We start from the raw sequence: 25,858 nt of genomic DNA, 5'->3' as shown, positions 1-25,858 counted from the left end.
GATTGAGACAAAGCGCTGGGGGGGAATTTGCACTCAGCGTCGCGATACAAAATTCATAAACTTTACAAGACAAAGGGTGTAGCGATATGAAACTCAGAATTGCTATTAACGGATATGGACGTATTGGCCGCAATGTCACTCGTGCAATTTACGAGTCTGGCTATAACGACCGTATCCAGCTGGTTGCGATTAACGATCTGGCACCGGTGGAAGCCAATGCCCACCTGACCCGCTTCGATACCGTACATGGCCGCTTCAATACTGAAGTCGTGGTCGACGGTGAGAACCTGGTTATTGGTGGCGACACCGTAAAAGTTTGCCAGGAGCGCGACCCGGCCGCCTTGCCATGGGCGGAGCTGGAAGTGGACCTGGTACTTGAGTGTACCGGCCTGTTCACCGACAAGGCCGCAGCCTCCAAGCACATGGAAGCCGGCGCAAAAGCAGTACTGATTTCTGCTCCCTCCAAGGACGCCGATCTGACCGTGGTTTACGGTGTGAACGACGACAAACTGACTGCAGAGCACAAAGTTGTGTCCAACGCTTCCTGTACCACTAATTGCCTGGCCCCGGTTGCCAAGGTACTGAACGAAGCGATTGGTATCGAGCGTGGCTTTATGACCACTGTGCACGCCTATACCAACGATCAGAACACCCAGGATGCGGTGCACAAAGATATTTATCGTGCACGTGCAGCTGCAGACAACATGATTCCGACCAAAACCGGCGCGGCTGCCGCGGTAGGTCTGGTACTGCCGGAACTGCAGGGCAAGCTGGACGGCATGGCGGTACGTGTACCGGTGAACAATGTTTCCCTGGTCGACTGCCAGTTTATTGCTAGCCGCGAAACCACTGCGGATGAAATCAATGCGATTCTTCAGGACGCTGCCGGCACCATGAAAGGTGGTGTGCTGTCGTACTGCGATCAGCCTCTGGTTTCTGTGGACTTTAACCACACTGCAGCTTCCAGCCACTTTGACGCCAACCACACCCGTGTAAACGGTAACCTGGTGAAAGTGATGTCCTGGTACGACAATGAGTGGGGCTTCTCTCACCGTATGCTCGACACCAGCCTGGCCATGGCCAAAGCGCAAGGTCTGTAATTACTTCTGTAATAGCAGCGGGATAACGTTTTGTTATCCAGCCCGGGTGAGTGCAAGACTTACCCGGGCCTATTTTTGACCTTGCTAGCGGGTTTGGTAGCAAGGTAAGCGGTCAACGATGACTGCGACCACAATGAATCGGTCTCACTTCACATTCAAATACAAAACCACCACTATGATTCGCCATACAAAAATTGTTGCCACACTCGGCCCGGGCACTGACAAGCCACGTGTAATTGACGAGATTATCCGCGCCGGCGTAAATGTTGTGCGCCTGAATTTTTCCCACGGCAGTGCCGATGACCACCGCAAACGTGTGGAAGAAGTGCGCCGCGCCGCTGCAGAGCAAAACAAACTGGTTGCCGTTCTAGGCGACCTGCAGGGCCCCAAAATCCGGATTGCCCGTTTTGCAGAAGGCAGCATCTTTCTGGAAAACAACGCCGAGTTCACCCTCGATGCCGATTGCCCGAAAGAGGGCGGTAACCAGCAGCGTGTGGGTGTCGATTACCCTTCGCTTATTGCAGACTGCAAGCCCGGTAATATTCTGCTGTTGGACGATGGCAAGATTCGTCTGGAAGTCACTGGTGGCACCAATAGCAAGCTGTTCTGTCGCGTACTGCAGGGTGGCAAGTTGTCCAACAACAAGGGCATTAACCTGCTTGGTGGTGGCCTGTCTGCGCCGGCGCTTACCGAAAAAGACTACGGCGATATCAAACTCGCCGCCGAGTTGGATGTGGATTTCCTCGCAGTGAGCTTCCCGCGCAGCGGGGAAGACCTGGAGATCGCTCGCAAGGCGATGCGCGAAGCGGGCAGTAACGCAGCGATCGTCGCTAAGGTGGAGCGCGCCGAAGCGGTCAACGATGACGAACAGATGGACGGTATTATCCTGGCGTCTGACGTAATCATGGTGGCCCGTGGTGACCTGGGTGTAGAAATCGGTGATTCAGCGCTGGTGGGCGTGCAGAAAAAACTGATCAACCGCGCCAATGAACTGAACCGCGGCGTGATTACTGCGACTCAAATGATGGAGTCCATGATCACCAATCCGACCCCGACCCGCGCTGAAGTGATGGACGTGGCCAACGCGGTTCTCGATGGTACCGACGCAGTGATGCTGTCCGCGGAAACCGCCGCTGGCGACTTCCCGGTAGCGGCGGTCGAATCCATGGCGGAAGTGGTTGTTGGTGCAGAGCAGTACCTGGGTACGACCTCTCGCCCGGCTGCAGACCGTTCTTCCTCCGTGACTATTGACACCGTGATTGCACAGGCGGCAATTGAATCTGCGGCCCGGGTTGAGAACCTGTGTGCGGTAGCGGCACTGACCGAATCAGGCCGTACTCCGCGCATCATGTCCCGTGCCACCAGCCAGCTGCCGATTTTTGCCATGACTCGTCATTCGCGCGTCGCCCGCCAGTTGGTATTGCTGCGCGGTGTAGAGCCGATCGAATTTGACCCGGCGTCGGTGCCGCTCGGCCATCTGACCGACGCGATCGTTGAGGTACTGGGTTCGCGTATCGACCTGGAAAAGGGCCAGCGTATCCTGATTACCCAGGGTGAGCGCCTGAACATGGGCGGCGGTACCAGCTCCATGCGCATCAAGGAAATCGAATAGGTTCGAGATTGACCTATCGCTTGAAAACCCCGGTCTTGCCGGGGTTTTTTTATGCCGGACTGTTTCGCGTTCCGCACTTTGGCGGCAAGCGGGAGCCGTCAGAATAGCGGGCGCGCAGATGGATGGTCGGTCAAGTAGTGCTGTACAAATTTTGTACTGTGGTGGCGCGAATTCCGAGTAAATATCACTCTGAACTGTCACAAATGACAGTTAGTGAGCATAGAAATACGACAATTACCCAGATATTTTCCCGCCGGAGCGGTAGCTTTTTTTTTTCAGAGTGTGTATTGTCGATCGTGAGAATGACAGCGCTATCAAAAACATCAAATGACAGCGCTATCATTTGGCGGTACAAGGTGAATAAAAAGTTTCTAGCCAAACCTTTATATCTATAAAAAAGGAAGGGGAAATCGATGCTTAAGCGCAACAAACTCGCTCTCTCGATCAGTGCGGCTGTACTGAGTGGTGGCCTGATGGCTCCGCTGGCAGTAGCCCAGCAAACTGACGCTCTCGAAGAAGTTACCGTTACTGGTATTCGTGGAGCTCTGCAAGATGCAATCAGCACCAAACGCGATTCCTACTCTATTGTGGACGCGATCTCTGCTGAAGATATTGGCAAGTTCCCAGACAAAAACGTTGCGGAATCTCTGCAGCGCGTTCCTGGTGTAACTATCCAGCGCCAGTTCGGCGAAGGCGCAGCGGTATCTATCCGTGGTGCCGGTAATGACCTGACTCTTACCACGCTGAACGGCCAGAACGTTGCGTCTACCGGTTGGTTTGTACTAGAGCCTGCCAAGCGTAGCTTCAACTATGAACTGCTGCCTTCCGAGCTGGTTGGCAACATCGAAGTGTACAAGACCTCCCAGGCTGACATCGCAGAAGGCGGTGTGGGTGGTACCGTAGTTATCAATACTCGCAAGCCTCTGGATCTTGATTCTTTGACTCTCCAGGCTTCTGTAGAAGCTTCCCGTCAGTCTGATTCTGACTCCACCGATCCGCAGTTCTCTGGTCTGGCGAGCTGGAAAAACGATTCTGAGACCTTTGGTGTCCTAGTTTCTGCCGTTTCCCAAGAGCGTTTGCTGCAGCGTCAAGGTAACGAAGCGTTTTGGGAGTGGGGTGCCGGTCCAGTTGCGTTTGAGCAGGAGCGTAAGCGCTCTGCGCTGAATGCTACTTTCCAGTACCAGCCTACTGAAAACTTGGATATCGTGCTGAATGCCATCGATATGCAGATGGAGGCCGATAACACCAACTACGCGCTGTGGCTGACTCAGGGCAACTGTGGCTGGTGTGGCGTTGACGTTGATCCCGCAGACCAGATCAATGGTACTACTGCGCGTGGTCCGTTGAACGTGGCTTACCTGCAGGCGCGTCCGCGTGAAGCAACCATGAACTCTGACGTAGTCGACCTGTCCGTGACTTACTCTGGTGAGGGTTACGAGGCGAGCTTCCAGGCGGGTTCTACCTCCTCTACCGGTGGTACCGACTTTGAAATGGTTGTAGACGACGGTTCCGGCGGCTTTGCGCTGGACGGCGCTAGCTATGACTTCTTCGGTGGCGGCCAGTCTTGGGACCTGAACGGATTCGACATGGGTAGCTATGATCCGGGCTCCCTGGCAATGGGTACCGGTGCCAATTTCAATGCGACTCCGAAAACTGACGAAGAGAGCTACTTCCAGGCGGATGTTGAGTTTGATGTAGAGTTTGGTGCGATCAATTCCATCAAAACCGGTATTAAGACAGCCGATCATAACTCCACCAGCCGTCGTTTTGTGTTCACTCAGGCCGATGGTTTCGATCCGGTAATCTCTACCGACGGTATCATCAACGGCGCTATCGATGCCGGTGCTGGCAGCTACCAGATTCCTCGCATGAACGCTGACGCACTGAAGGCGTGGGCCAAATCCTCTATCACCGGCAAGGTTGAGGACCTGGGCTCCTACAGCGAGATTGACGAGACTAACTCTGCAATCTACGCCATGGCTACCTACGAGGTGGGTGATGTACGCGGTAACTTCGGTTTGCGCTATGTAACTACCGACGCTACCTCCACTTACTACATTGATGGTGTGCGCACTGAAACCGATGCTGACTACTCTGTTGTTTTGCCGAGCTTTAACCTGGCATACAACCTGAGCGAGGACGTTATTGTTCGCGCTGCCGCCGCCAAGGTAATGGCTCGTCCGCAGTACGTAGACATGTATGTTAACCCGAGCCCCATCGGTGCTAATGACGAAATCGACAACAACCAGTTCTGGGTAGTTGGTAACGTTGGTCTGGAGCCTTTCCTGGCTAACCAGTTTGACCTGGGTGTTGAGTACTATTTTGCTGAAGGCTCCCTGATCTCTGGTGGTATCTTCTACAAAGACGTTAGCAACTTTGTAACCATCAGCGAGTACAGTGCTTCCGCCAGCGAGATTCCGTTCGAGCTGCCTGATAGTGAAGTGCCCTTCGGTTGGACTGTTCAGGAAAAAGACAACGGCGAAAGTGCTGAGATCACTGGTATCGAATTGGGTTACCAGCAAGACTTCGGTAACGGTTTCGGCGCTATCGTGAACTACACTTGGACAGATACGGATACCGATGAAGCAACCTTCACTGATGGTAATCCGTTCCTGAGTGATAGCTCTGAGAACGTGTATAACCTGACTGGTTACTACGAAAATGACATGTTCTCCGCTCGTGTTGCATACAACTGGCGCAGTGAGTATATGATTCGTGAGTCCGGTGCATACGGCAATCGTCTGCACGACGATTTCGGTAGCCTCGACCTGAGTGCTGTTTGGTATGCCACTGAGAACCTGGATGTTAAGCTCGACGTGAACAACCTGCTGGCAGAAGAGTCTGTTCAGCTGGGTAACAATGCTGAGCCTGCTCCAGGAAGCGGTTTCACCGGCGGTTTTCCGCTGTATGAGTACGAAACTGCTCGCCGCATCAACATTGGAGCTTCCTACAAGTTCTAATAGCGAAGTAATTTCGTGATGTGACGGAAAAAGGGAAGTTTTTGCTTCCCTTTTTTCGTATGAAAAATATACTAGGCGGGCTTTTTAGAATAACTTCCAATTGAATAAGGTGTTGTATGGCCACTGTAGAAGCCCCAAAAATCGTACCATTGCGCAGTGATGTTCACGGTAAGCTGAAAGTTCGTGAATTGGGGACCTTTGAGCACGTAAAAGAGGCTCACATGGTGCCGGTAACTGCCCATGAGTTCTCTCGTCTGGGTGCTGAATACCCAATCGTTTTCGTGAAGAACTCCGATACTGGACAATTCCAATCTGTTGCACTTTTGAGCCTGAAAGTAGGCGAAAACCTGTTTGTTGATGGCGAAAGCTGGAAAGGTGTTTTCGTTCCGGGTGCCGTGCGCAACCATCCTTTCGTTTTGGCTCCTGCCGGCGAAGATAAAGAGAAATTGATGGTTGGCCTGGTAGAGAACAGCCCGGTTGTCGGCGAAGAAGAGGGGAATGCCCTGTTCGACGACGCTGGTGAAGAGTCTGAGTACCTGAAGGCTAAGAAAGAGTCTTTGGTGGGCTACCTGGAAAGTGACCAGATGACCAAGGCTTTCATCGCGATTTTGGCCGAGAAGGACCTGCTGACCACTCAGAACGTTGCAGTTAATGCTGGTGGTGAGAAGATCAATCTGACCGGTATTTACATGATCGACGAGAAGAAGTTGAACGAGCTGAGCGAAGAAGACTTTGCGGACTTCCGCAAGCGTGGCTTCCTGCCGCCACTGTACGCGCAGCTGGGCTCTATGCATCAGTTCTCCCGACTGGCCAAAATGCAGGCTGGTGTTTAATTTTTGAACTCAGTTCAATAGCATGACTATCGATAGCAGTGAGCAAATCAAACGTATATTGATAGTCGGAGGTGGCACAGCTGGCTGGTTGTCAGCTTGTCACCTTGCTAAAAAGCTAGCCTCCTCCTCCCCAACTGGCGTTCAGGTTACGCTAGTCGAGTCTGAAAATATTCCCACAATTGGTGTTGGTGAAGGTACGGTCCCAGCGATTAGGGATTCCCTCCGTTACCTCGGCATCAGTGAAACCGAATTTGTGCGTGAGTGTGATGCCACATTCAAGCAGGGCATCAAGTTTGCGAATTGGGTCCGCCCCCCCGGTGCACCTGGTGCAGACTACTACCACCATATTTTTGATTACCCGGATAGCCAGTTTGGCGATTTAACACCTTACTGGTTGCAAGGTGCGGCAGATTGTAGCTACGTAGATGCCGTATCTGTACAGGGTGCTGTCTGTGACAGTGGGCTTGGCCCCAAAGATATGACAGTGCCTGAATACGAGGGGCATACCAGTTACGCTTATCATCTAGATGCGGCTAAATTCGCGCGCTTACTCACACGGCATGGTGTAGAGAAGCTGGGCGTAAAGCACCTGCTTGCGGACGTGCAGAGTGTTCTGCGCGATGAGTGTGGAAATATTTCTGCGGTTAAAACCGCTGCGGGTGAACTGCTGGAAGCAGATTTATTCGTCGACTGTACGGGCTTCGCCTCACTTCTGCTGGGGCAGTCGTTAGGGGTGAAGTTCGTAGATCAGCGCGATGTATTGTTTGCGGACTATGCGTTGGCTGCGCAAATACCATATAAGAGCAAGGGTGTCCCGATTCCAAGCTTTACTATATCCACCGCTCAAGAAAGTGGCTGGGTATGGGATATTGGTCTATCTGAGCGCCGCGGTACCGGGTATGTATACTCTAGCGATCACACTAGCCACGATCGGGCAGAATCCGTTTTCCGGAGCTATCTTGGTGATCAAAAGGGTGACCTATCTATTCGAAAAATCCCGATGCGAGTCGGCTATCGCGAAACCTTTTGGCAAAATAATTGTGTGGCGATTGGTTTGTCCCAGGGTTTTGTTGAGCCTTTAGAGGCAACAGGCATTCTCGTTTACGATGCCACCGCGCGGATGCTCGCGGATACTTTTCCGGCAAACAAGTCGGTAATGCCGATAGTGGCAAAACAATTTAATCAGGCTGTCCAGTACTCATGGGATTGTGTAATTGACTTTATCAAATTGCACTATTGCATTAGTGGACGCCGGGATCATGCGTTTTGGATTGATAACTGTGACGCACGCTCAATTCCTGATTCGCTCCAGGAAAAGTTAGCTCTCTGGAGGTTTCAGCCGCCTAGCGCATATGATTTTCCGAGTAAATTCGGAATTTTTAATCTGGCAAACTACCAGTACGTTCTATACGGAATGGAATTTGAGACGACCCTGTCGGCAGGGTTTTCTGGGCGGTACACGGGTATGTCAGATGCTGTGAACAGAATTCAAGAAATTTCGATGTTCTCTAAGCAGTTGCTAGGTGCGTTGCCTGAGCACCGGGTGCTTATTGAGCGTATTAAAAAATACGGCCTACAAAAAATTTAACAAACTATGAAGTCTCGCGCGATCAAAATATTGAATATTGTAGGTGGTGGTAGTGCGGGATGGATGACCGCAATTTACCTCAATCGCTATTTCAATCGCGATGTCAAAAACTACCAGATCAATGTCATAGAAAGCCCAGATATTGGAATTATCGGGGTTGGAGAAGCTACCGTTCACAGCATTCGATTCTTTTTTGCTGCTATGGGGTTGGATGAACGTGAGTTAATGGCGGAGACGAATGCAACCATCAAGTCGGGGATAATGTTCCGCAACTGGATGAAGCCTGTTGATGGTAATACTCATGAGTATTTTCATCCGTTTGACCAGCAGCAACCCGGTGGCTCGGTAGATATTTCTACGGCATGGTTCGTCGGGAGGCGATCTGACCGGCAGCGTTATGATGAAGGTGTCAGCTTAAATTCTCACCTAATTAAATCGGCGCAGTGCCCAAAGAGTGGCTCCTCTCCCCAGTTTCAAGCCATTGCGCCTTACGGCTACCATCTCGATGCAACGCTTTTGGCGCGTTTTCTTCGCCGAAAAGCGGTCGAGCAAGGCGTTTGCCATATTGAATCAACTGTTCTCGATGCTGAGGTTGAGCAGGGGGAGATTCTTTCAGTTACAACGGATCAGGGAAGCTTGGCGGGGGACTTCTTTGTTGATTGCACAGGATTTCGCGGTTTATTAATCGATAAGCTTCAGAAAGATAATTGGGAGTCGTTCTCTGACGTTTTGCCTTGCGATAAGGCTGTCGCTATTCAGCGGGAGATGCCAGAAGGTGCGGCCCCGCGCCCGTATACGGTTGCTACAGCGCTATCCAGTGGTTGGGCTTGGCAAATCGATCTAGTTAATCGGCAGGGCAGTGGCTATGTCTATGACAGTAGCCGGCTGTCGCCGGAGCAGGCCGAAAATGAGTTGCGGAGTTTTTTGGGGGCTGAGACTAGCGTAATCAAATGTACGCATTTGGATATGAAGGTTGGCTGCAGAAAGGATACTTGGGTTGGAAACTGTGTTGCAGTTGGGTTGTCCGGGGGCTTCATTGAGCCTTTGGAGTCTACAGGCCTGCACATGATTCACTTGGGTGTGAGTTTGCTTGCAACGCACCTAGCGGGCGATGACGGAAGTGATGTGTTGCGTGCTTCATATAATGAAAAAATGCGCGGCTTTTACCAAGACCTAAAGCAGTTCATTGTCCTGCACTATTGCTTGTCTGATCGTGATGATACTGAATTTTGGCGCAACGCTCCTGCGACCGTTGAGGGGTGTCACTGGTTGAACTCCAGATTGCCTCTGTGGAAACACAAGATCTGTGAATATCAGGATTTTGCCGGTAGCTATGCGAGTATCTTCACCGATACGAATTATCGTTATGTGCTGTACGGGATGCAGCATTATCCCTCTCCCCGTTTTTCCATGTCTGATACGGAAGTTGGCGCCATATTTGGGCGTTTTGAGCAGCTTGTGGATCGTGCGAAAGCTGCCTCAATGACACATGACAGGTTTCTGCAGCTTGTGCATGCCCAGCGTTGAGTGTGGGTTCAGTTTATGAAGTTCATCTTGTCCCGTTTTTTGCCCTGGTTGCTGTGGCTCGCTGTGTTCTATTCTCTGTGGGCTGTTTACGTCTTCGGCAATGATCTTTGGCCTCTGGTCGCCGAACACTGGCCCATGGCACTGTCTATGGCCGTTGGTAGCTACGCTGCCGGTTCTACCCCTATGGGGGGTGGTACGGTGGGGTTTCCGGTGCTGGTGCTTTTGTTTGATATGCCCGCGAGTCTCGGGAGAGATTTCAGTTTTGCGGTGCAGTCCATCGGTATGGTCAGTGCCAGTATCTATATATTTTGTCGTCGGCAGGCGCTTGCCTGGGCGATGCTGCGCGGTGCCTTGCTCGGCAGTCTGATCGCCACGCCGATCGGCATATTGTTTTTTGCTCCACTGGTGCCGGATCTGTGGGTAAAGCTGACCTTTGCGGTGATCTGGGGAAGCTTTGGTCTACTGCACCTCTATCGTCTGCGTGAGATTACCGCCCATGACCACCATGGTGATCCCCGTTGCCCGAAGGATTTCCGCATCGGTGTGCTGCTGGGTGCGGCTTCCGGGTTTGTCGCTGTGTCGGTGACCGGCGTTGGCATTGATATGGTGGTGTACGCGGCGCTGGTGCTGTTAAGCCGCGTGGATCTGAAGGTGGCCATTCCCACTTCTGTGGTCATCATGGCGTTTTCTTCTGTGGTTGGTGTGGCGGTCAAGAGTGTCGCTGGCGACTGGCAGCCCGGGGTGCTGGGCAATTGGCTCGCTGCGGCCCCTGTAGTGGCCCTTGGGGCGCCGTTAGGGGTGTTTGTAGTGGGCTTGATAGGGCGCACGCCCACGCTGCTGGTGGTGGCGCTGTTGTGCGTGGTTCAGTTCGTATGGACCTGTGTGTCCGAGTGGGGCTCTCTGGGCGCGTCTGGGGTGGCACTGGCGCTTCTCGGGATGGTTGCGTGTCTGGCGGGCTTTGAGGCGCTCAGATCGCTCGGGCTGCGCCGGGAGCAGCTTCGCAAGCGCGACTTTACCGTGTCTTCCGAGACTGAAGATGCCGTTGCGGCGACTTGATACATGTGAGCCTGGCAGGCTCGGATGAGTAGGCGGCAAATAAAAAAGGCGATTCCCGGGGGAATCGCCTTTTTTATAAAGATGGCTGGGGTGGAAGGATTCGAACCTTCGCATGACGGGATCAAAACCCGCTGCCTTACCGCTTGGCTACACCCCAGTGGTGTTCCGTGATGCTGGAATCACGAGAAGAAAATGGTAGCAAGGGGGAGACTTGAACTCCCGACCTCAGCATTATGAGTGCTGCGCTCTAACCAGCTGAGCTACCTTGCCACAAACAATCTCGGCTAACCGAGGGCGCGCATTATCGGGCGACCTCGGGGGGCTGTCAACACTTTTTTAGTAAATTAATCAGTAGCTTAGCGCGCAATACGCTTTTGCCGCAGAATCCAGTGAGTGGATCAGCGGCCACGGCCAATGGCGGCCAGTAGTGAGCCCAGTACAACGGTTATCGCGCCAGCCCAGCTGATCCAGTTCATCGGCTCCATGTCGATGTAACCCGGCCATATCGCGCCGATAACCGTGCTCAGCCCGAGAGTCATCAGCGGAACCAGTGCCAGCGTCGCGCTCACTCTGGAGGCCTCCCATACCTCCATGGCCTTGGCGAAGGCGCCATAGGCGATGAGGGTGTTGGCGGTCAGGAACAGGAGGAGTCCCCAGCCCAGCCAATCCAGTTGCAGTGCCGTACCCGGGTGGGAGACTGGTAGGAAGCACAGGGTCCCGGCTACATAGATCAGCATCAGGAGGTTCTGGGGGCGTGACTGCGCGACGATCTTTTTCTGGAAAAGCCCGTAAACCGCCCAGGTAATTGCCGCGATCACCACCAGTCCCACACCAATCAGGTATTCACGATCCTCGCCGGCCCAGAGTTCTCCCAGGCGCTGGTTGAAGAACATGAGCAGGCCGGCGCAGACCAGAATGACACCCATCCACTGGCGGGGCGAGAAGCGCTCACCGAGCCAGAACACGCTGAATATCACCAGGAGTAGCGGGGCAAGCTGAATGAGGACCTGAAGTGCACCCGGGGTAATGTAATTGAGGCCGGTGGCATAGGTGATGTAGTTCGCGAGCAGGCCGCCTACCGCCAGCACCGTATAGGGCAGAAGCTTGCCGCTAAAAAGGCTTTTCAGGTCCAGCTCCTGCCGCCATCCATACCAGATCCCGGCAAACAGTGCGGCACCGAAGAACCGATACCAGGTGACCGTGGTGGAATCCATGTCCTCGATCAGTCCCTTCATGGCGATGGGCAGCAGGCCCCAGAGGAAGGCTGTGGTGAGGGCGAGTGGAAGACCAATTCTCCAGTTGGATTGGTGCATGGCAACCTTTGGTGTTGGTTATGTTGCGGCTATGGCAGTCGGGGCGCGGGTGGCGAGTTATTCCGGCAGGCGCTCGAGTTAAGTGGTCGAGCGCCCGCCGGAAATTGGCTAGCGGAAGTAGCCGAAGAGAGGGGCTTAAACGTTGAAGCGGAAGTGGACTACGTCGCCGTCGGCAACGATATATTCCTTGCCCTCAAGGCGCCACTTGCCCGCTTCTTTGGCACCGGCCTCGCCGTTGTTGTCCACGAAATCGGTGTAGCTGACAACTTCTGCGCGAATGAAGCCCTTTTCGAAGTCGGTGTGGATCTTACCCGCGGCCTGCGGTGCGGTGGCGCCGAGCGGAATGGTCCAGGCGCGCACTTCTTTTACTCCGGCAGTGAAGTAGGTGTGCAGGCCCAGCAGCTCGTAGCCGGCGCGGATGACGCGGTTCAGGCCGGGCTCTTCCATGCCCAGTTCTTCGAGGAATTCCAGCTTTTCATCGTCGTCGAGTTCGGCGATCTCGGATTCCAGCTTGTTGCAGATGGGTACCAGAACCGCGTTTTCTTCCTCGGCGATTTTCGCAACCGCATCCAGGTGTGCGTTACCTTCAAACCCGTCTTCATCGACGTTGGCGATGTACATGGTGGGCTTAACGGTCAGCAGGCTCAGCTCGCGCAGGTCTGCCAGTTCGTCTTCGCTGAGACCGAAGGAGCGCAGCGGCTTGGCTTCATCCAGGTGCGGCTGGATCTTTTCCAGCAGCGCTTTCATTTTGATCGCGTGCTTGTCCTGGCCTTTGGCGGCGCGGGTGTAGCGCTGCAGCGCTTTTTCCACGGTATCCAGGTCGGCGAGGGCCAGTTCGGTGTTGATCACCTCAATATCGGCAACCGGGTTTACCTGGTTGGCTACGTGGATAACATTGTCGTTGTCGAAGCAGCGCACCACGTGGGCGATGGCGTCGGTCTCGCGGATATTGGCGAGGAACTTGTTACCCAGCCCTTCACCCTTGGAGGCACCGGCCACGAGGCCTGCGATATCGGTGAATTCCATGGTGGTGGGAATCAACTTCTGCGGGTTGACGATCTCTGCCAGCTTGTCCAGGCGCGTGTCCGGTACCGGCACGATACCCGCGTTGGGTTCGATGGTGCAGAAGGGGAAGTTCTCTGCGTCGATGCCCGCTTTGGTCAGGGCATTGAACAGGGTGGATTTGCCCACATTGGGCAGGCCGACGATGCCGCAAGTAAAACCCATGGTCTGAATCCTGTTGGTGTGGCTGGTACGTCTGCGCGTGCCGCCTTTCGTTGAATACGTTTCGCAGCGAAGAGCCGCTACTTGGAGTTGGTGTGCAGTGTTTTCATGGCCCCGTTCCAGTCGCCAGTAGCGGCGGAGGGCAGTACATCCACCGCGCGATCGATGGCGTCCGCCAGCTGGTCCTGCTCGGTGCGGGGCGCGCGCTGCAAAACGTACTTGGCCACATCGCGGGCGTTACCCGGGTGGTCAATGCCGAGGCGCAGGCGCATGAATTCACGGTTGTTTCCCAGTGCCGCGATGATATCGCGCAAGCCATTGTGGCCTCCGTGGCCGCCACCTTTTTTCAGGCGCGCGGTACCGCAGGGCAGGTCCAGCTCGTCGTGAGCGACCAGAATAGCTTCGGCGGGAATCTTGAAGAAGTTCGCCAGTGGGCCCACTGCTTGGCCACTGCGATTCATATAGGTGGTGGGAATCAGCAGGCGGATATCCTGCCCGCCGATCCGCACACGGCCGGAGTGGCCGTGGTACTTGCTGTCTGGCGCGAGCTGGGTGCCGTGAATACGGGCCAGCTCGGAGACAAAGTCGGCTCCGGCGTTGTGTCGCGTCCGGTCGTATTCCGGGCCTGGGTTACCCAGGCCCACAATCAACTGGATGGGCGTGTCCGGAGCCTTGCTCAAGGTGCTTATCCTGAGAAGAAGTCGACTTGGAGAGTCGGCTTATTCTTCGCCGGACTCTTCGCCTTCTGCAGCTTCAGCGTCGGCTTCAACAGCGCCACGCGGCTTGTGTACAGAGGCAACTACCAGGTCGTGGGATTCACCGTGAGCCAGGTCCACAGACTCAACGCCAGCCGGCAGTTTGATGTCGGAAATGTGGATGTTGCCGTCCAGTTCCAGGTCAGCCAGGTCAACTTCGATGAACTCAGGCAGCTTGGAAGCCGGTGCAGTGATGTCCAGCTCGGTCAGGGTGTGGGATACGATACCGCCGGCCTTAACGCCTTTGCTGCTGTCTTCGTTCAGGAAGTGCAGCGGTACTTTTACGTGTACTTTGGTGTTGGCGGATACGCGCTGGAAGTCAGCGTGCAGCAGGATCGCTTTGGCCGGGTGACGCTGCAGGTCACGCAGGATCACGGTTTCTTCCTTGCCTTCAACGCTCAGGGTGATGACGGAAGAGTAGAAAGATTCGCTTTCCAGGGCCTTGAACAGGTCTTTCTGCAGCAGAGAAACGGACTGCGGCTCAGCTTTGCCACCGTAGATGATGGCCGGTACTTTTGCTTCCAGGCGACGCAGGCGGCGGCTCGCACCTTTCCCTTCGTCGGAGCGGAGGCTGGCATTCAGTTTGAAATCAGACATGGGGTAAACCTCAGGTTGTCTGTCCAGAAGGACCTGCGACCGGAACCTTCTGGCGTTGCTATAAGTCAGGCGAAATCTATTGAAACGCCCAATAGTAAACGCCCGGCAGTGCCGGGCGGGCGCGTATTCTAAGTGTAAGCGCCGGCGAATGCCAGCGCTTATGGGGAGAAGATCGCGGGGGAGTCGGGGGCGACTCTTAATCGGTGCGTGAGCGGGAAGCCCTTAAGAGCGGAACTCTTAAGATCTAAACATCGCCGACAGCGATTCTTCGTTGCTGATGCGGCGCATGGATTCGGCCAGCATGGCAGACAGGGTGAGCTGGCGGATCTTGGGAGCCTTCTCCATTTTGTCGCCCAGCGGGATGGAGTCGGTGACTACCAGTTCATCCATTACTGAGTTGTTCAGGTTGTCGATGGCCTTGCCGGACAGTACCGGGTGGGTACAGTAGGCAACAACCTTCTTGGCGCCGTGATCTTTCAGGGCCTTGGCGGCGTTACACAGGGTGCCGGCGGTATCGACCATGTCGTCCACCAGCAGGCAGGTGCGGCCGCTGACTTCACCGATGATGTTCATCACTTCCGCCACGTTGGCTGCCGGGCGACGTTTGTCGATGATTGCCAGTTCGCAGTCGAGGCTCTTGGCTACCGCACGCGCGCGCACAACGCCGCCGATGTCCGGGGAAACAACTACCAGGTCTTCATACTTCTGGCGCTCAATATCGTCGAGCAGCACGGAGGAGCCGTAAACGTTATCCACTGGCACGTCGAAGAAGCCCTGGATCTGCTCCGCGTGCAGGTCAACGGTCAGAACGCGGTCGATGCCCACGCTCACCATCATGTCGGCAACAACCTTGGCGGAAATCGGCACACGCTGGGAGCGAACGCGACGATCCTGGCGGGCGTAACCAAAGTAGGGGACTACCGCGGTAATTCGGCCGGCCGAGGCGCGGCGCAGTGCGTCAACCAGCAGGATCAGTTCCATGATGTTGCGGTTGGTTGGCTGGCAGGTGGACTGAACGACGAAAACGTCGCGGCCGCGCACGTTGTCGGTAATCTCCACAGCAATTTCGCCATCGGAGAAGCGCTTAACCACTGCTTCCCCCAGCGGTATCGCCATATGCTCAACAACCTTTTGTGCCAGTTCCGGGTTTGCGTTGCCGGTGAAGACCATTAAGTCAGCCACTGCGAGTACCTTTTTCGTCGGGATAGAAGATAGTAGTAAAAATTAGGTGGAATACGGAGTGGGAACTGCTTGCAGGGTGTTGTATTGCCGATTCATTGGGCGACCGTTGTGCAAGTGTCGAGTTGTGGCTAGGTTGCCAATTTTTCCGGCTGGGCCGGAGGCTCCGTCTGTACCCCAAGGTGGTAGGGATACCTATAAATAAGGAAATGGCTGGGGTGGAAGGATTCGAACCTTCGCATGACGGGATCAAAACCCGCTGCCTTACCGCTTGGCTACACCCCAGCAAAGTTGCAGTTAGTCAACTTAGACAGTTGCTGCAAAATTCGCGAGTTGCCTGTGTGTGAGTGATTCATCAGCACCTTTGGCAACAAAACCTTCCCACCCATCCGGTCGTGCCACAAGCACTTTCCGTGCAGCAGCTTCCGACTCAAATCCGGCAAAAACACAAGCGCCGGTTCCGGTCAAAAATGCGTCTGCATAGTGCGCAAGCCACTCTCTGGCTTCGCGCACCTCTGGGTAGAGGTCTTCAACGAGCGGCTGAAAATCGTTACCGGCATATTGGTTTAGCCAGTCGCTGTTCAGCTGCCTGTCGCGAAGGGCCGCTAATGTAATTGCGGCGGAATCTCTTGTCAAACGCGGATTGGAAAAAAGCGCTGCGGTACTGACATGGCAGGCAGGTTTGAGTACGACGTACCAGCGGGGCTCGATGGATACCGGGGTGAGCTTTTCGCCAACACCTTCGGCAAATGCGGAAGCGCCACGCACAAAGACGGGAATGTCTGCGCCCAGTTGCCGGCCCAGTTCTGCCAGCGCGTCCGCGTCCAGTTCACACTGCCACAGGTGATTCAGGGCCAGCAGGGTGGTGGCGGCATCGCTACTGCCTCCGCCGATCCCGCCGCCCGCCGGTAGTACCTTATCCACGGTGATCTTTGCCCCGAGGTCTCGCCGGTTACTGTGCTGTTGCAGCGCTGCTGTCTGCAGTAGCCGGGCCGCGCGCACGATCAGGTTTTGTTCCGGGGGAACATCGACGCCGGGACAGTGGAGGTGAATTTGCGCATCATTAGTTGGGCTGAATGTCAGGGTGTCACCAACGTCCAGTAGCTGAAATACCGTTTGCAGTTCGTGATAGCCGTCCTCGCGGCGCCCCAGAATGCGCAGCATCAGGTTCAGTTTTGCGGGGGCGGTGAGAGTGAGGGGGGGCGTATTCATTTAGCTGGAGGCAATATAGAAACCGGCGGCCAGTTTACCAGCCGCCGGTTTTTTTTAGCAGGGGCGAAGGTGAAGGTGTCGATACCTGCGATTACTTCGGAATCCACTCCTTGACCACAACGGTAACGCTCACCGGGCCCGCGGGGTTCGAGCTGGCCGCTTTGATGCGGCTCGGCAGTTTGTAAGGACCCACTGCCTGATAATCGCTGAAGTTCAATTGCCAGCCAGCCTGCTGCAGGGTTTGCAGTAGCCCCTCTGAATCCTTCTGTTGGCCACTTACCGCACCGGGTGCCGCCAGACCGCGCACCCAGTAGAACATTTCTGAGACTGGCAGCGGCCAACCCATGATCTGTTCAGTGAGTTGTGCCGGGTTGGATGCAAACACCGCTGGGTCGCTGCCCTTTTGCAGGCTTACACCGTTGGGTGCGCCGGTGATGGTGGTGGACCCGGCACCGAGAGGCCCGCTCAGGTGAATGCGGTAATTGGAATTAGCCTGCTGCCATACCAGATTTGCGCTGCCGTTTTCTCTTGGTGAGCGCACGCCCAGTTTCCCTTTTACTTCCCAGCGCTGAAGCGCCGCCGCGGATTGCTGCTGCGCGGAGTGGGCAGGGGGTTGCTGTGGTTGCGGCTTCTGCGCGCTACACGCGGCGAGTGTCAATAGCAAGGCTGCGCCAAAAAACTTCAGGGCGCGGCGTGCGGTTGCTTCGTATGAGGTGAAAGAGAGAACGTCAGCTTTCCGTAACATGCTGTTCCAGTCTTTGTTGATCCTGTAACCGCTGCATGGTTTCAGGAATAAGTTTACTTTCCGGGTTTTGCTGCAATCCCTGCTCCCATACCTGCATGGCCTGTTGCCGTTCGCCCAGTGCCCAAAGGGCTTCCCCCAGGTGTGCGACGATTTCGTGGTCTTGCAGCAGACTCAGTGCTTTTCGCAGATAGGTCACTGCTTCGGCGTAGTTGCCAAGGCGATAATGCGCCCAGCCCATGCTGTCGATGATCGCAGGGTCATCCGGGCTGAGTTCAATGGCCTTGGAGATGAGCAGCATGGCTTCTTCGACACGGTCGTCATAAGAAAGCAGTTTGTAACCCAACGTGTTAAGCAGGTTCGCATTATCCGGGTCGTGGGACAATAGCTTGCGTAAACCCCGTTCAAAGTTTTTTATATCGCCCAGCTGTTCACTGGCCATGGCGTGTGCATAAATCAGGCGCTTGCTGTCCTCATTTACTTTTATCGCGTCAGCCAGCAGAGTCTGGGCTTCTTCCAAATAGCCATTTTTTGTCAGCAGATCGGTCTGCATCAGATAAAACTGTTCCTGCTGCTTGGGATGACGTTGGCGCAGCTCAGAGAACCATTCGTGCACTTCTTCAGTTTCCCCAAGCTTGCCGAGTAGGCTTGTGCCGCGGGTGATGGCTTGCACATAGTCACTCCCCGGGCGCACCAGGCGGTAATGAATAACGGCTTGCTGTGGGTTGTCTGTTTGCTCGGCAATACCGCCCAGATAAAAGTGCGCGATGGATTCGTGATCCTCCTGCTTAAGTAGTTTGTTGAGCAGCGGTGTGGCCTTATCGAATTGCTTGGTTTCATAGTGAATAAGTGCCAGGGAAAGGATGAGGTTGCCATCGTTGGGGCGCTGCTTTACCAGCTCGGCAAACTGCTGCTGGGCCAGATCCAGATCCTGCTGAATAAGTAGCCGGGCGTACTGCAGGCGCAGTCGGCTCTCTCTCGGATACAGCTCTACCAGGTTTTCCAGCAGGCGGCGGGCTTCATTCTCTCGACCCATGTCGATCAGGGCGTGGGACTCCAGCAGAGGCGCATCCAGATTTGATGGGTCGCGCTCCTGTACCTGGCGAGTGATTTTTAAGGCCTCCTGAGCGCGCTTGTTTGCGCGCAATAGCATGGCGTAGGCCAGAGAGACTTCAGAATTCCTGGGGTGTTTCAGGTGGAGGCGCTCGAATTCCGGCAGTACTTTCGCCGCCAGCTCTTCATTATCAACTGCGGTGGCGGCCACCGACTGCAATGGTGCGTTGCCGCCAAGTGCCAGCGCCAGTTCTGCATGGTGCAGGGCTTCATCCAGCTTGCCGGCGAGGGTCAGCTCGGCGGTTGCCGCCAATTGTGCGTCGGCACTGTCCGGTGCCAGTTTTACCCACAATTGCGCCGAGCGCAGCGCGGCGCGGCGCGCATTGAGGTAGCGGGCAATGCGGGTGGCGCGGGCAGCAACGCCCGCGTCCTTAGTGCGTTCGGCCTGAAAGTAATAGTTGGCCAGGGCCAAATCGTATTGCTCTCTATTGCCCGCAACTTCTGCCACAAGCAGCGTGTAAAGCGTTTCGATGGGGAAAGGTTTGGCTTTTGCCTCCGCTCTGGGCCGGGCCGTGCCGGGCTGATTGGTTGCTTCGGCAGTTGCCGTGGTCTCCGCGGGCTCAGATAGCCTGTCTTCTCCGTTGTCTTGCTCGCGGGTCTCAGTGTCAGCTTCACTGGCGACTTCGGACTCCCACTGGTCGCGCCAATCCCCCTGGCCCCCGTCTTCTATCTGCGGTTGCTGTGCACATGCGCAGAGAATGGCAAGCGAGGAGGCCGTAGCGACCCCGTACAGGAAGCGCCTGAAACGTGCAGGATGACTGTGAAATAGCGCGGTCTTGAGGGCCTTGTGGGGTTGGCGGCAGGCGAGTAAATATGGGGAGAGCAGCTGCATAGAAACGTGTCCGTACGTTCGCGCTTCCTGATACACGCGTTGCTCACGAATGGGGCGGGCCCTTGCGGGCTAAGCAGGGTGCCGCGGGCATAGGGCATTTGGCCAGATACGCGGCAAACCGTGGCAATTTGGCTAAGGAAGCGCCTATTGGCGTATTTTTCCGGGTTATCGCCGTATAATTCTAGTTCTGAATTCGCCCCCCGTAGCCGGCAGGTCGGGTCCGGTGACAAAGTCAGCATCTATTTAAACTAGGAAGATTTTGTGCGTCGCCGGATTCTGCTTGCACCAGCCGCGGCGGGCCCGGACAATATGCGTCCATTTTTGCACCGCGCTCGCTTGTTGTGTTGGCGCGCGGAAGTAGTGACGAGAATCTATGCCAATCCTTGCCCTGGGAATCAATCATGACAGCGCGCCGGTTGCCGTGCGCGAGCGGGTGGCCTTTGCCCCCGAAGTCATGCCCAGTGCCCTGGCCGAGGCGCGCATTGCCCTTGAATGCCCGGAATTGGCCATTCTTTCTACCTGTAACCGCACCGAAATCTACGGCGAGGTGACTCCGGAGGCCGTTTTGGCCTGGATTGCAGAGTACCACGCGGTCACTCTGGAGGAGCTGACCAGCTGTTACTACCAGTTCACGGATGAAGCGGCAGTGCGGCATATGATGCGGGTGGCCTGCGGGTTGGACTCTCTGGTGCTCGGTGAGCCGCAGATCCTCGGGCAGATCAAGTCCGCCTACGCGGTGGCCCGTGAATCCGGCAGTGTGGGCCCTACGTTGCACAATGTTTTCCAGCAGGTGTTCTCGGTGGCCAAAAAGGTGCGCACCGAGACTGCCATTGGTGAAAATCCGGTATCCGTCGCCTTTGCCGCCGTATCACTCGCCGCGCGTATCTTCACTGATCTGGCCGAACAGACCGCACTGTTGATCGGTGCCGGTGAGACGATTGAGCTGGTGGCCCGCCACTTGCTGGATAAAGGCGTAAAACGGTTGATTGTGGCCAACCGGACTCTAAAGCGGGCCCAGTCTCTGGCAGAAGATTTTGGTGCTGAAGCGATTCTGCTGGCAGACATTCCCGAGCATTTGCCGTGTGCGGACATCGTCATCAGTTCTACCGCCAGTCAGTTGCCGATTCTCGGCAAGGGAGCGGTGGAAACTGCGCTGAAAGAGCGCCGCCATCGCCCCGTTTTCATGGTGGACATTGCGGTACCGCGGGATATTGAGCCGCAAGTCGGTGAGCTCGACGATATCTACCTCTATACCGTGGACGACTTGCGCGGTGTGATTGATGAGGGCAAACGTCTGCGGGAGCAGGCGGCCCAGGCCGCGGATGAAATTGTAAATGTAGCTGCCTCGGCATTTATGCGTGAGCACCGCAGCCTGCGCGCCGTGGACTCCATTCGCAGTTACCGTCAGCAGGCACAGGCGATCAGCAAGGATGAGCTGGAAAAAGCGCTAATCCAATTGCGCACAGGCAGTGAGCCGGAGCAATTGCTGGAGCAACTCGCGCGCACATTAACCAATAAACTAATTCATGCTCCCACTGTGGCCTTGCGACAGGCCACTGCGGAGGGTGATCTGGAACGATTGCGTCTGGCCCGGCAGATCATCGGGTTAAGCCCGGATGACACGGGCTCGGACGCGTCCGCGGGAACCGAGGGTTCCACGGACAAGCAGGACAAGAAGAAACTCAAGTAATGAAAGCTTCGGTACAAAGCAAACTCGACAATCTGGTGGAGCGTCACGAAGAAGTATCTGCCCTGTTGGGGGATGCGGAAATCATTAGTGACCAGGACAAATTCCGCGATCTCTCGCGCGAGTATTCCGAGCTCGAAGAAGTGGTCAGCTGTTATGGCCGCTACAAGACCCTGCTGGACGATATGGCCGGCGCGCGCGAAATGCTGGAAGAGAACGACGCAGAAATGCGCGAGATGGCCCAGGAAGAGTTGCGCGAAGCGGAAGCACAACTGGAGCCGTTGGAAAAGGCGCTGCAGACGTTGCTGCTGCCTCGCGACCCCAACGATCGCAAAAACGTTTATCTGGAAATCCGCGCTGGTACCGGCGGTGATGAAGCGGCGATTTTCTCCGGCGACCTGTTCCGCATGTATTCCCGCTATGCGGAGAAGCAGGGCTGGCGTATTGAAATCATCAGTGAAAACGCCGGTGAACATGGCGGCTACAAGGAAATTATTACCCGCGTTGCGGGCGAAGATGTGTACGCAAAATTGAAATTCGAATCCGGTGCGCACCGCGTGCAGCGGGTGCCGGAAACAGAGTCCCAGGGTCGCATTCACACCTCCGCGTGTACCGTGGCGGTAATGCCGGAGCCCGACGAGCGCGATGCGATCGAAATTAACAAAGCCGATCTGCGCGTGGATACCTACCGTGCCTCCGGCGCCGGTGGCCAGCACGTGAACAAGACGGATTCTGCGGTACGTCTTACCCATATCCCCACGGGTATTGTGGTGGAGTGTCAGGATGAGCGTTCCCAGCACAAGAACCGGGCCAAGGCGATGGCGTTGTTGCAGGCAAAACTCAACAGCGCGCAGGAGTCTGCCGCCGCCCAGGAAATCTCCGATGCGCGCCGCAATCTGGTGGGCAGCGGTGACCGCTCCGAGCGCATTCGCACCTATAACTTTCCGCAGGGACGGGTGACCGACCACCGCATTGGCCTGACTCTGTACAAGCTTGATGAAGTGATGCAGGGCGCGGTGGATGAGGTCATTGGTCCGTTGCGCACCGAGTATCAGGCGGATCAGCTGGCAGCACTGGGGCAGCATTAATCCGTATGGCAACGGTTAAGGAAAACCTGCAACGCGCAATAGAGCTGACCGACAGTGATAGCCCGCGATTGGATCTCGAGGTGTTGCTGTGCCACCTGTTAGGCAAGTCGCGGGCCTGGCTCTACACCTGGCCGGAACAACCGTTAAGCGACGACCAGCAAGAGGAATTTGAACAGCTGCTCGAGCGACGTGTTGCCGGTGAGCCGGTGGCGCACCTGACTGGTAGCCGCGAATTCTGGTCACTGTCCCTAAGGGTAAATCGCTCCACGCTGATTCCCCGTCCCGATACCGAAGTGCTTGTCGAAACGGTACTGGCCCTCTGCCCACAGACTACGGCGAGATTGCTCGACCTCGGTACCGGCACTGGCGCCATTGCCCTGGCCCTGGCGAGTGAAAAAAAGCACTGGCAAATAACCGCGGTGGATACCATGCCGGCAGCGGTTGCGCTGGCTGAGGAAAATCGGGGCGCGCTGGGCTTTGGCAACGTACAAGTCCTGCAGAGCGACTGGTTTTCTGCCCTGGGTGATGCCACCTTTGATGTTATCGTCAGTAATCCTCCCTATATTGATACCCAAGACCCGCATTTGCGCGAAGGGGATGTGCGCTTTGAGCCGGTGTCTGCGCTGGTGGCGGATGAAAAAGGGCTTGCCGATATTCGCAAGATAGCGTCTCAGGCAACCGCTCATCTCTCCGAGAATGGTCTGCTGCTGGTGGAGCACGGCTGGGAGCAGGGCAAGGCTGTGCGCAATATTTTCTCCGAGTATGGATACAAGGATGTGGAAACCCGACTGGACTATGCCGGGCGGGAACGTATTACGCTCGGGCGTACATAGCCACACCCGTTTTACCCCTTCGTTATCGCGGTGGGGAGTGGCCAGTAAGGAAACCGGCTAGGACATCACGCATGCACGATCATGCCCATCACCATCATAGTAGCGGCCGCTTGAAGCCCCTTGTCTGGGGGCTGGTTATTACCTTTTTGTTCGCCATCGTCGAGGCTGTCGGTGGCTGGCTTTCCGGCTCTCTCGCTTTGCTGGGCGACGCGGGCCATATGATTACCGATTCCTTCTCTCTCGCCCTCGGCGCGGCGGCCGCACTGGTTGCGCGCAAGCCGGCAAGCCGGGTGATGTCATTTGGTTGGGGGCGTGCGGAAGTGCTCGCAGCAATGGTCAATGCGTTGCTGATGTTGCTGATCGTGGTGGGTATTTCAATGGCCGCGTTTGATCGCCTGCAAAACCCGCAGCCGGTTGCTGGTGGCGTGGTGATGCTGATCGCCGCGATTGGTTTGCTGGTAAATGTTGCCGTGGCCTGGGTACTGCACCGGGGCGAACAGACCCTGAATATTCGTGGCGCGTTACTGCATGTTATGGGTGACCTGCTTGGCTCGGTGGCGGCGCTGGTGGCGGGGGGCGTGATTTATTTCACTGGCTGGACGCCAATCGACCCGTTGCTTTCCATGTTGATTTGCATCCTGATCCTGATTGCCAGCGCGCGGTTAATCAGAGATTCGGTCGATGTGTTGATGGCGCGTGTGCCCCGCGAGTTGAGTTTGCCCAGTGTGGAGGAAGCCATGGCACTAGAGGAGGGCGTGCGGTCCGTACACGACCTGCATATATGGCGCTTCGATAGCAGTACGATTCTGCTGTCTGCGCATATTATCGTCGATGATTTGGAGGCTTGGCCGTCGGTGCTCGAGCGGCTGCGCAGCACCTTGAATCGACGGTTCGGTATTCACCACATCACATTGCAGCCCGAGCCGTTAAACTTTGATCCTACCCCGGTGATTGATCGGGAAAGTAACTCGCCACCTTCTTGACGGTTAGCCGCAGGAGCGTTGCGTATTCACTGCTGCGGCGCACAGACGTTAGTCGGCCGTTTTATTCATCCTCTTCGCTTAGCTCTTCAGGATCGACGGATGGTTCGGACTCCGTACTTTGTGCTGGCTGTTTTACGTCTGTCGCGGTGTCTTGTTGGGGTTTCTCACTGGCACTTGTTTCCTGATCAGAGGGCGCAGGTTCTGCTTCTGCCGTCACTTCCTGCGGGGCTGAAATCTGTTCCTCTGGAGCCTGAATGCCAATGTGGTAAGCGGCAAAGCCTGGCTGCACCACCTGGTTCATGGCCATACCGAGAATGCGCCCGTTGTATTGGGAGCGAATCTCTTTGCGCACGTTGGTGATCGGGTTGGTGACCGTGCCGAGCAGGTCGCCTTTGCGCACGGTGGAACCAAGCTTTACGTTACTGAAAATAATGCCGCCGGTGGTCGCGCGCTGCCAGGTGGAGTTGTAGTACACCGGCTCCGGGTCACCCCACAGGCTGAATTTGCTCATCATGCCCAGCTGATTGAGCAGGGTGCGAATACCTTTCACGCTGTGACTGACCGACAGCTCGTCCAGCACCATGGGGGCGCCGGCTTCCAGGGTGACCGTGGGAATGCCTGCCTCCACCGCCGCCCGTCGCAAGGTGCCCTTGGCGCCATCGCTGTGCAGGACCACGGTGGAGCCAAAGCCCTTGGTCAATTTAACGACTTTGGGATCCTTCAGATCGCCGCGCAGCTGGGGCAGGTTGGTGCGGTAAAACGACCCGGTATGCAGGTCGACGATGGCGTTGCAGTGCACCACCACTTCATCAAAAAAGGAGCGCGCGATTCGCGAGGCCGAGGAGCCACGGTTGTCTCCCGGGAAGTGGCGATTCAGGTCGCGGCGGTCGGTCAGATAGCGGGAGCTGCGGTGGAACCCCTGCAGATTAACGATCGGTACGCCGATCACCGCGCCCTTCAGAGTCTCTTTATCCAGGTTGTACATTACCCGGCGCACGGTTTCGATGCCGTTCAATTCGTCACCATGGATCGCGGCGAATAGGCACAAAGTTGGGCCGGTTTCCACGCCATTGACTACCAGAACCGGAGTGGCGCTGTAGACGCCTTCGAAATGCTGGCGAGGTGACCAGGCCAGGCGCGTGGTGGTTGCTGGAGGCACTTCGGCACCCAGTAACTGTAGCGGGCGGCCTACAGGCGCCACTTGCTCGATTGTCGGTGTCTCGACGGGTTTTTCAGGCGGGGCGGTTTCTGCAGTGGGTGCAGGCTCTTCACTGGTCGCGGGTGGCGCAACCAGTTCACTTTCACTCACGGGTTTGTCGAGCTCGACGCTCTTTGCCTTGGGAATCGGCTTTTCCGGTTGGTCACCGGTGCTGCGCTGTTCACTTTCTTGCAGCGCGCTTGCGTCGGGCGATGGTTCCGCTGGTACGGCTTGCTGGGCTGATGGCTCCGGCTCTGGGGTCTTGTCGCTTTGGTTCGATTCGTCCAGTGCCAGCGAGGGTGCCGCCAGGCAGTACAGGGCAAGCAGCAGGGAGAGGCGCAGAGCGCGATGACGCATGAAAAGCTCCGTTTTACTGGAAATCCCGCGTCGGCCAAAGCGATCTGGCCGCGCGCGATGATTCGGATG

General features: G+C 55.9%; 20 protein-coding genes and 3 tRNA genes. 11 read left to right on the top strand and 12 right to left on the bottom strand.

Annotated features, from left to right (window positions below; genetic code table 11):
* The first annotated feature begins 86 nt into the window (after positions 1–86).
* From gap to LCM31_RS01055, 7 genes are all read left to right on the top strand, one after another.
* On the top strand, positions 87–1,100 hold the full coding sequence (gene gap / locus LCM31_RS01085) for a type I glyceraldehyde-3-phosphate dehydrogenase (protein ID WP_222230265.1): 1,014 nt from the start codon (positions 87–89) through the stop codon (positions 1,098–1,100).
* Between the two features lie 175 nt (positions 1,101–1,275).
* Positions 1,276–2,712, top strand: a complete 1,437-nt coding sequence (gene pyk, locus LCM31_RS01080; RefSeq protein WP_224868635.1) for a pyruvate kinase — start codon at positions 1,276–1,278, stop codon at positions 2,710–2,712.
* A 413-nt stretch (positions 2,713–3,125) separates the two neighbouring features.
* Positions 3,126–5,672, top strand: a complete 2,547-nt coding sequence (locus tag LCM31_RS01075) for a TonB-dependent receptor (RefSeq protein ID WP_224866823.1) — start codon at positions 3,126–3,128, stop codon at positions 5,670–5,672.
* Between the two features lie 116 nt (positions 5,673–5,788).
* Positions 5,789–6,505, top strand: a complete 717-nt coding sequence (locus tag LCM31_RS01070) for a SapC family protein (protein WP_224866821.1) — start codon at positions 5,789–5,791, stop codon at positions 6,503–6,505.
* A 22-nt stretch (positions 6,506–6,527) separates the two neighbouring features.
* Positions 6,528–8,093, top strand: a complete 1,566-nt coding sequence (locus LCM31_RS01065; protein WP_224866819.1) for a tryptophan halogenase family protein — start codon at positions 6,528–6,530, stop codon at positions 8,091–8,093.
* A 6-nt stretch (positions 8,094–8,099) separates the two neighbouring features.
* Complete coding sequence (locus tag LCM31_RS01060; RefSeq protein WP_224866817.1) at positions 8,100–9,620, top strand: tryptophan halogenase family protein; 1,521 nt, start codon at positions 8,100–8,102, stop codon at positions 9,618–9,620.
* 15 nt (positions 9,621–9,635) lie between these two features.
* Positions 9,636–10,676: a sulfite exporter TauE/SafE family protein gene (locus tag LCM31_RS01055; RefSeq protein ID WP_224866815.1), complete on the top strand. Its 1,041-nt coding sequence runs from the start codon at positions 9,636–9,638 to the stop codon at positions 10,674–10,676.
* A gap of 82 nt (positions 10,677–10,758) precedes the next feature.
* Here LCM31_RS01055 and LCM31_RS01050 read toward each other — a convergent pair.
* The 11 genes from LCM31_RS01050 to LCM31_RS01000 form a co-directional block, all read right to left on the bottom strand.
* Positions 10,759–10,833 (bottom strand) — tRNA-Gln (locus tag LCM31_RS01050).
* Between the two features lie 36 nt (positions 10,834–10,869).
* A tRNA-Met gene (locus LCM31_RS01045) sits at positions 10,870–10,946 on the bottom strand.
* Between the two features lie 128 nt (positions 10,947–11,074).
* Complete coding sequence (locus LCM31_RS01040; RefSeq protein ID WP_224866813.1) at positions 11,075–11,989, bottom strand: DMT family transporter; 915 nt, start codon at positions 11,987–11,989, stop codon at positions 11,075–11,077.
* A 135-nt stretch (positions 11,990–12,124) separates the two neighbouring features.
* Positions 12,125–13,216: a redox-regulated ATPase YchF gene (gene ychF / locus LCM31_RS01035; RefSeq protein ID WP_224866811.1), complete on the bottom strand. Its 1,092-nt coding sequence runs from the start codon at positions 13,214–13,216 to the stop codon at positions 12,125–12,127.
* A gap of 77 nt (positions 13,217–13,293) precedes the next feature.
* On the bottom strand, positions 13,294–13,893 hold the full coding sequence (pth, locus tag LCM31_RS01030) for an aminoacyl-tRNA hydrolase (protein ID WP_224866809.1): 600 nt from the start codon (positions 13,891–13,893) through the stop codon (positions 13,294–13,296).
* Positions 13,894–13,932: 39 nt separating this feature from the next.
* Positions 13,933–14,565, bottom strand: a complete 633-nt coding sequence (locus LCM31_RS01025; protein ID WP_222246471.1) for a 50S ribosomal protein L25/general stress protein Ctc — start codon at positions 14,563–14,565, stop codon at positions 13,933–13,935.
* Between the two features lie 237 nt (positions 14,566–14,802).
* Positions 14,803–15,735 carry a ribose-phosphate pyrophosphokinase gene (locus LCM31_RS01020; RefSeq protein ID WP_077401404.1) on the bottom strand — a complete coding sequence of 311 codons (933 nt, stop codon included), beginning with the start codon at positions 15,733–15,735 and terminating at the stop codon, positions 14,803–14,805.
* A 219-nt stretch (positions 15,736–15,954) separates the two neighbouring features.
* Positions 15,955–16,029 (bottom strand) — tRNA-Gln (locus tag LCM31_RS01015).
* Between the two features lie 21 nt (positions 16,030–16,050).
* The gene (gene ispE / locus LCM31_RS01010; RefSeq protein ID WP_224866808.1) at positions 16,051–16,956 is read right to left on the bottom strand and encodes a 4-(cytidine 5'-diphospho)-2-C-methyl-D-erythritol kinase; all 906 of its coding nucleotides are present in this window, start codon (positions 16,954–16,956) and stop codon (positions 16,051–16,053) included.
* Positions 16,957–17,047: 91 nt separating this feature from the next.
* Positions 17,048–17,701, bottom strand: coding sequence for a lipoprotein insertase outer membrane protein LolB (lolB, locus tag LCM31_RS01005; RefSeq protein WP_224866806.1), 654 nt, complete (start codon positions 17,699–17,701; stop codon positions 17,048–17,050).
* Complete coding sequence (locus tag LCM31_RS01000; RefSeq protein WP_224866804.1) at positions 17,685–19,643, bottom strand: tetratricopeptide repeat protein; 1,959 nt, start codon at positions 19,641–19,643, stop codon at positions 17,685–17,687. The genes lolB and LCM31_RS01000 overlap by 17 nt, the downstream gene beginning before the upstream one ends.
* 373 nt (positions 19,644–20,016) lie before the next feature.
* Between LCM31_RS01000 and hemA the strand changes: the two genes are divergently transcribed.
* The 4 genes from hemA (at position 20,017) to LCM31_RS00980 (ending at position 24,234) form a co-directional block, all read left to right on the top strand.
* Positions 20,017–21,333, top strand: a complete 1,317-nt coding sequence (gene hemA / locus LCM31_RS00995; protein WP_224866802.1) for a glutamyl-tRNA reductase — start codon at positions 20,017–20,019, stop codon at positions 21,331–21,333.
* A complete protein-coding gene (prfA, locus tag LCM31_RS00990; protein WP_224866800.1) occupies positions 21,333–22,418 on the top strand; it encodes a peptide chain release factor 1 in 1,086 nt (361 codons plus the stop codon). Before hemA ends, prfA begins: the two co-directional genes overlap by 1 nt.
* Positions 22,419–22,423: 5 nt before the next feature.
* Complete coding sequence (gene prmC, locus LCM31_RS00985; RefSeq protein ID WP_224866798.1) at positions 22,424–23,251, top strand: peptide chain release factor N(5)-glutamine methyltransferase; 828 nt, start codon at positions 22,424–22,426, stop codon at positions 23,249–23,251.
* A gap of 71 nt (positions 23,252–23,322) precedes the next feature.
* Positions 23,323–24,234, top strand: coding sequence for a cation diffusion facilitator family transporter (locus LCM31_RS00980; protein WP_224866796.1), 912 nt, complete (start codon positions 23,323–23,325; stop codon positions 24,232–24,234).
* A gap of 61 nt (positions 24,235–24,295) precedes the next feature.
* Here LCM31_RS00980 and LCM31_RS00975 read toward each other — a convergent pair whose 3' ends face one another.
* Entirely contained in the window at positions 24,296–25,789 is a 1,494-nt protein-coding gene (locus LCM31_RS00975; protein ID WP_224866794.1) for a succinylglutamate desuccinylase/aspartoacylase family protein, read from the bottom strand.
* Between the last annotated feature and the right edge of the window lie 69 nt (positions 25,790–25,858).

The sequence above is a fragment of the Microbulbifer agarilyticus genome (assembly GCF_020171345.1).
In the GTDB taxonomy this organism is placed as follows: domain Bacteria; phylum Pseudomonadota; class Gammaproteobacteria; order Pseudomonadales; family Cellvibrionaceae; genus Microbulbifer; species Microbulbifer agarilyticus_D.
This window is presented reverse-complemented; position numbering and strand designations above follow the sequence as displayed.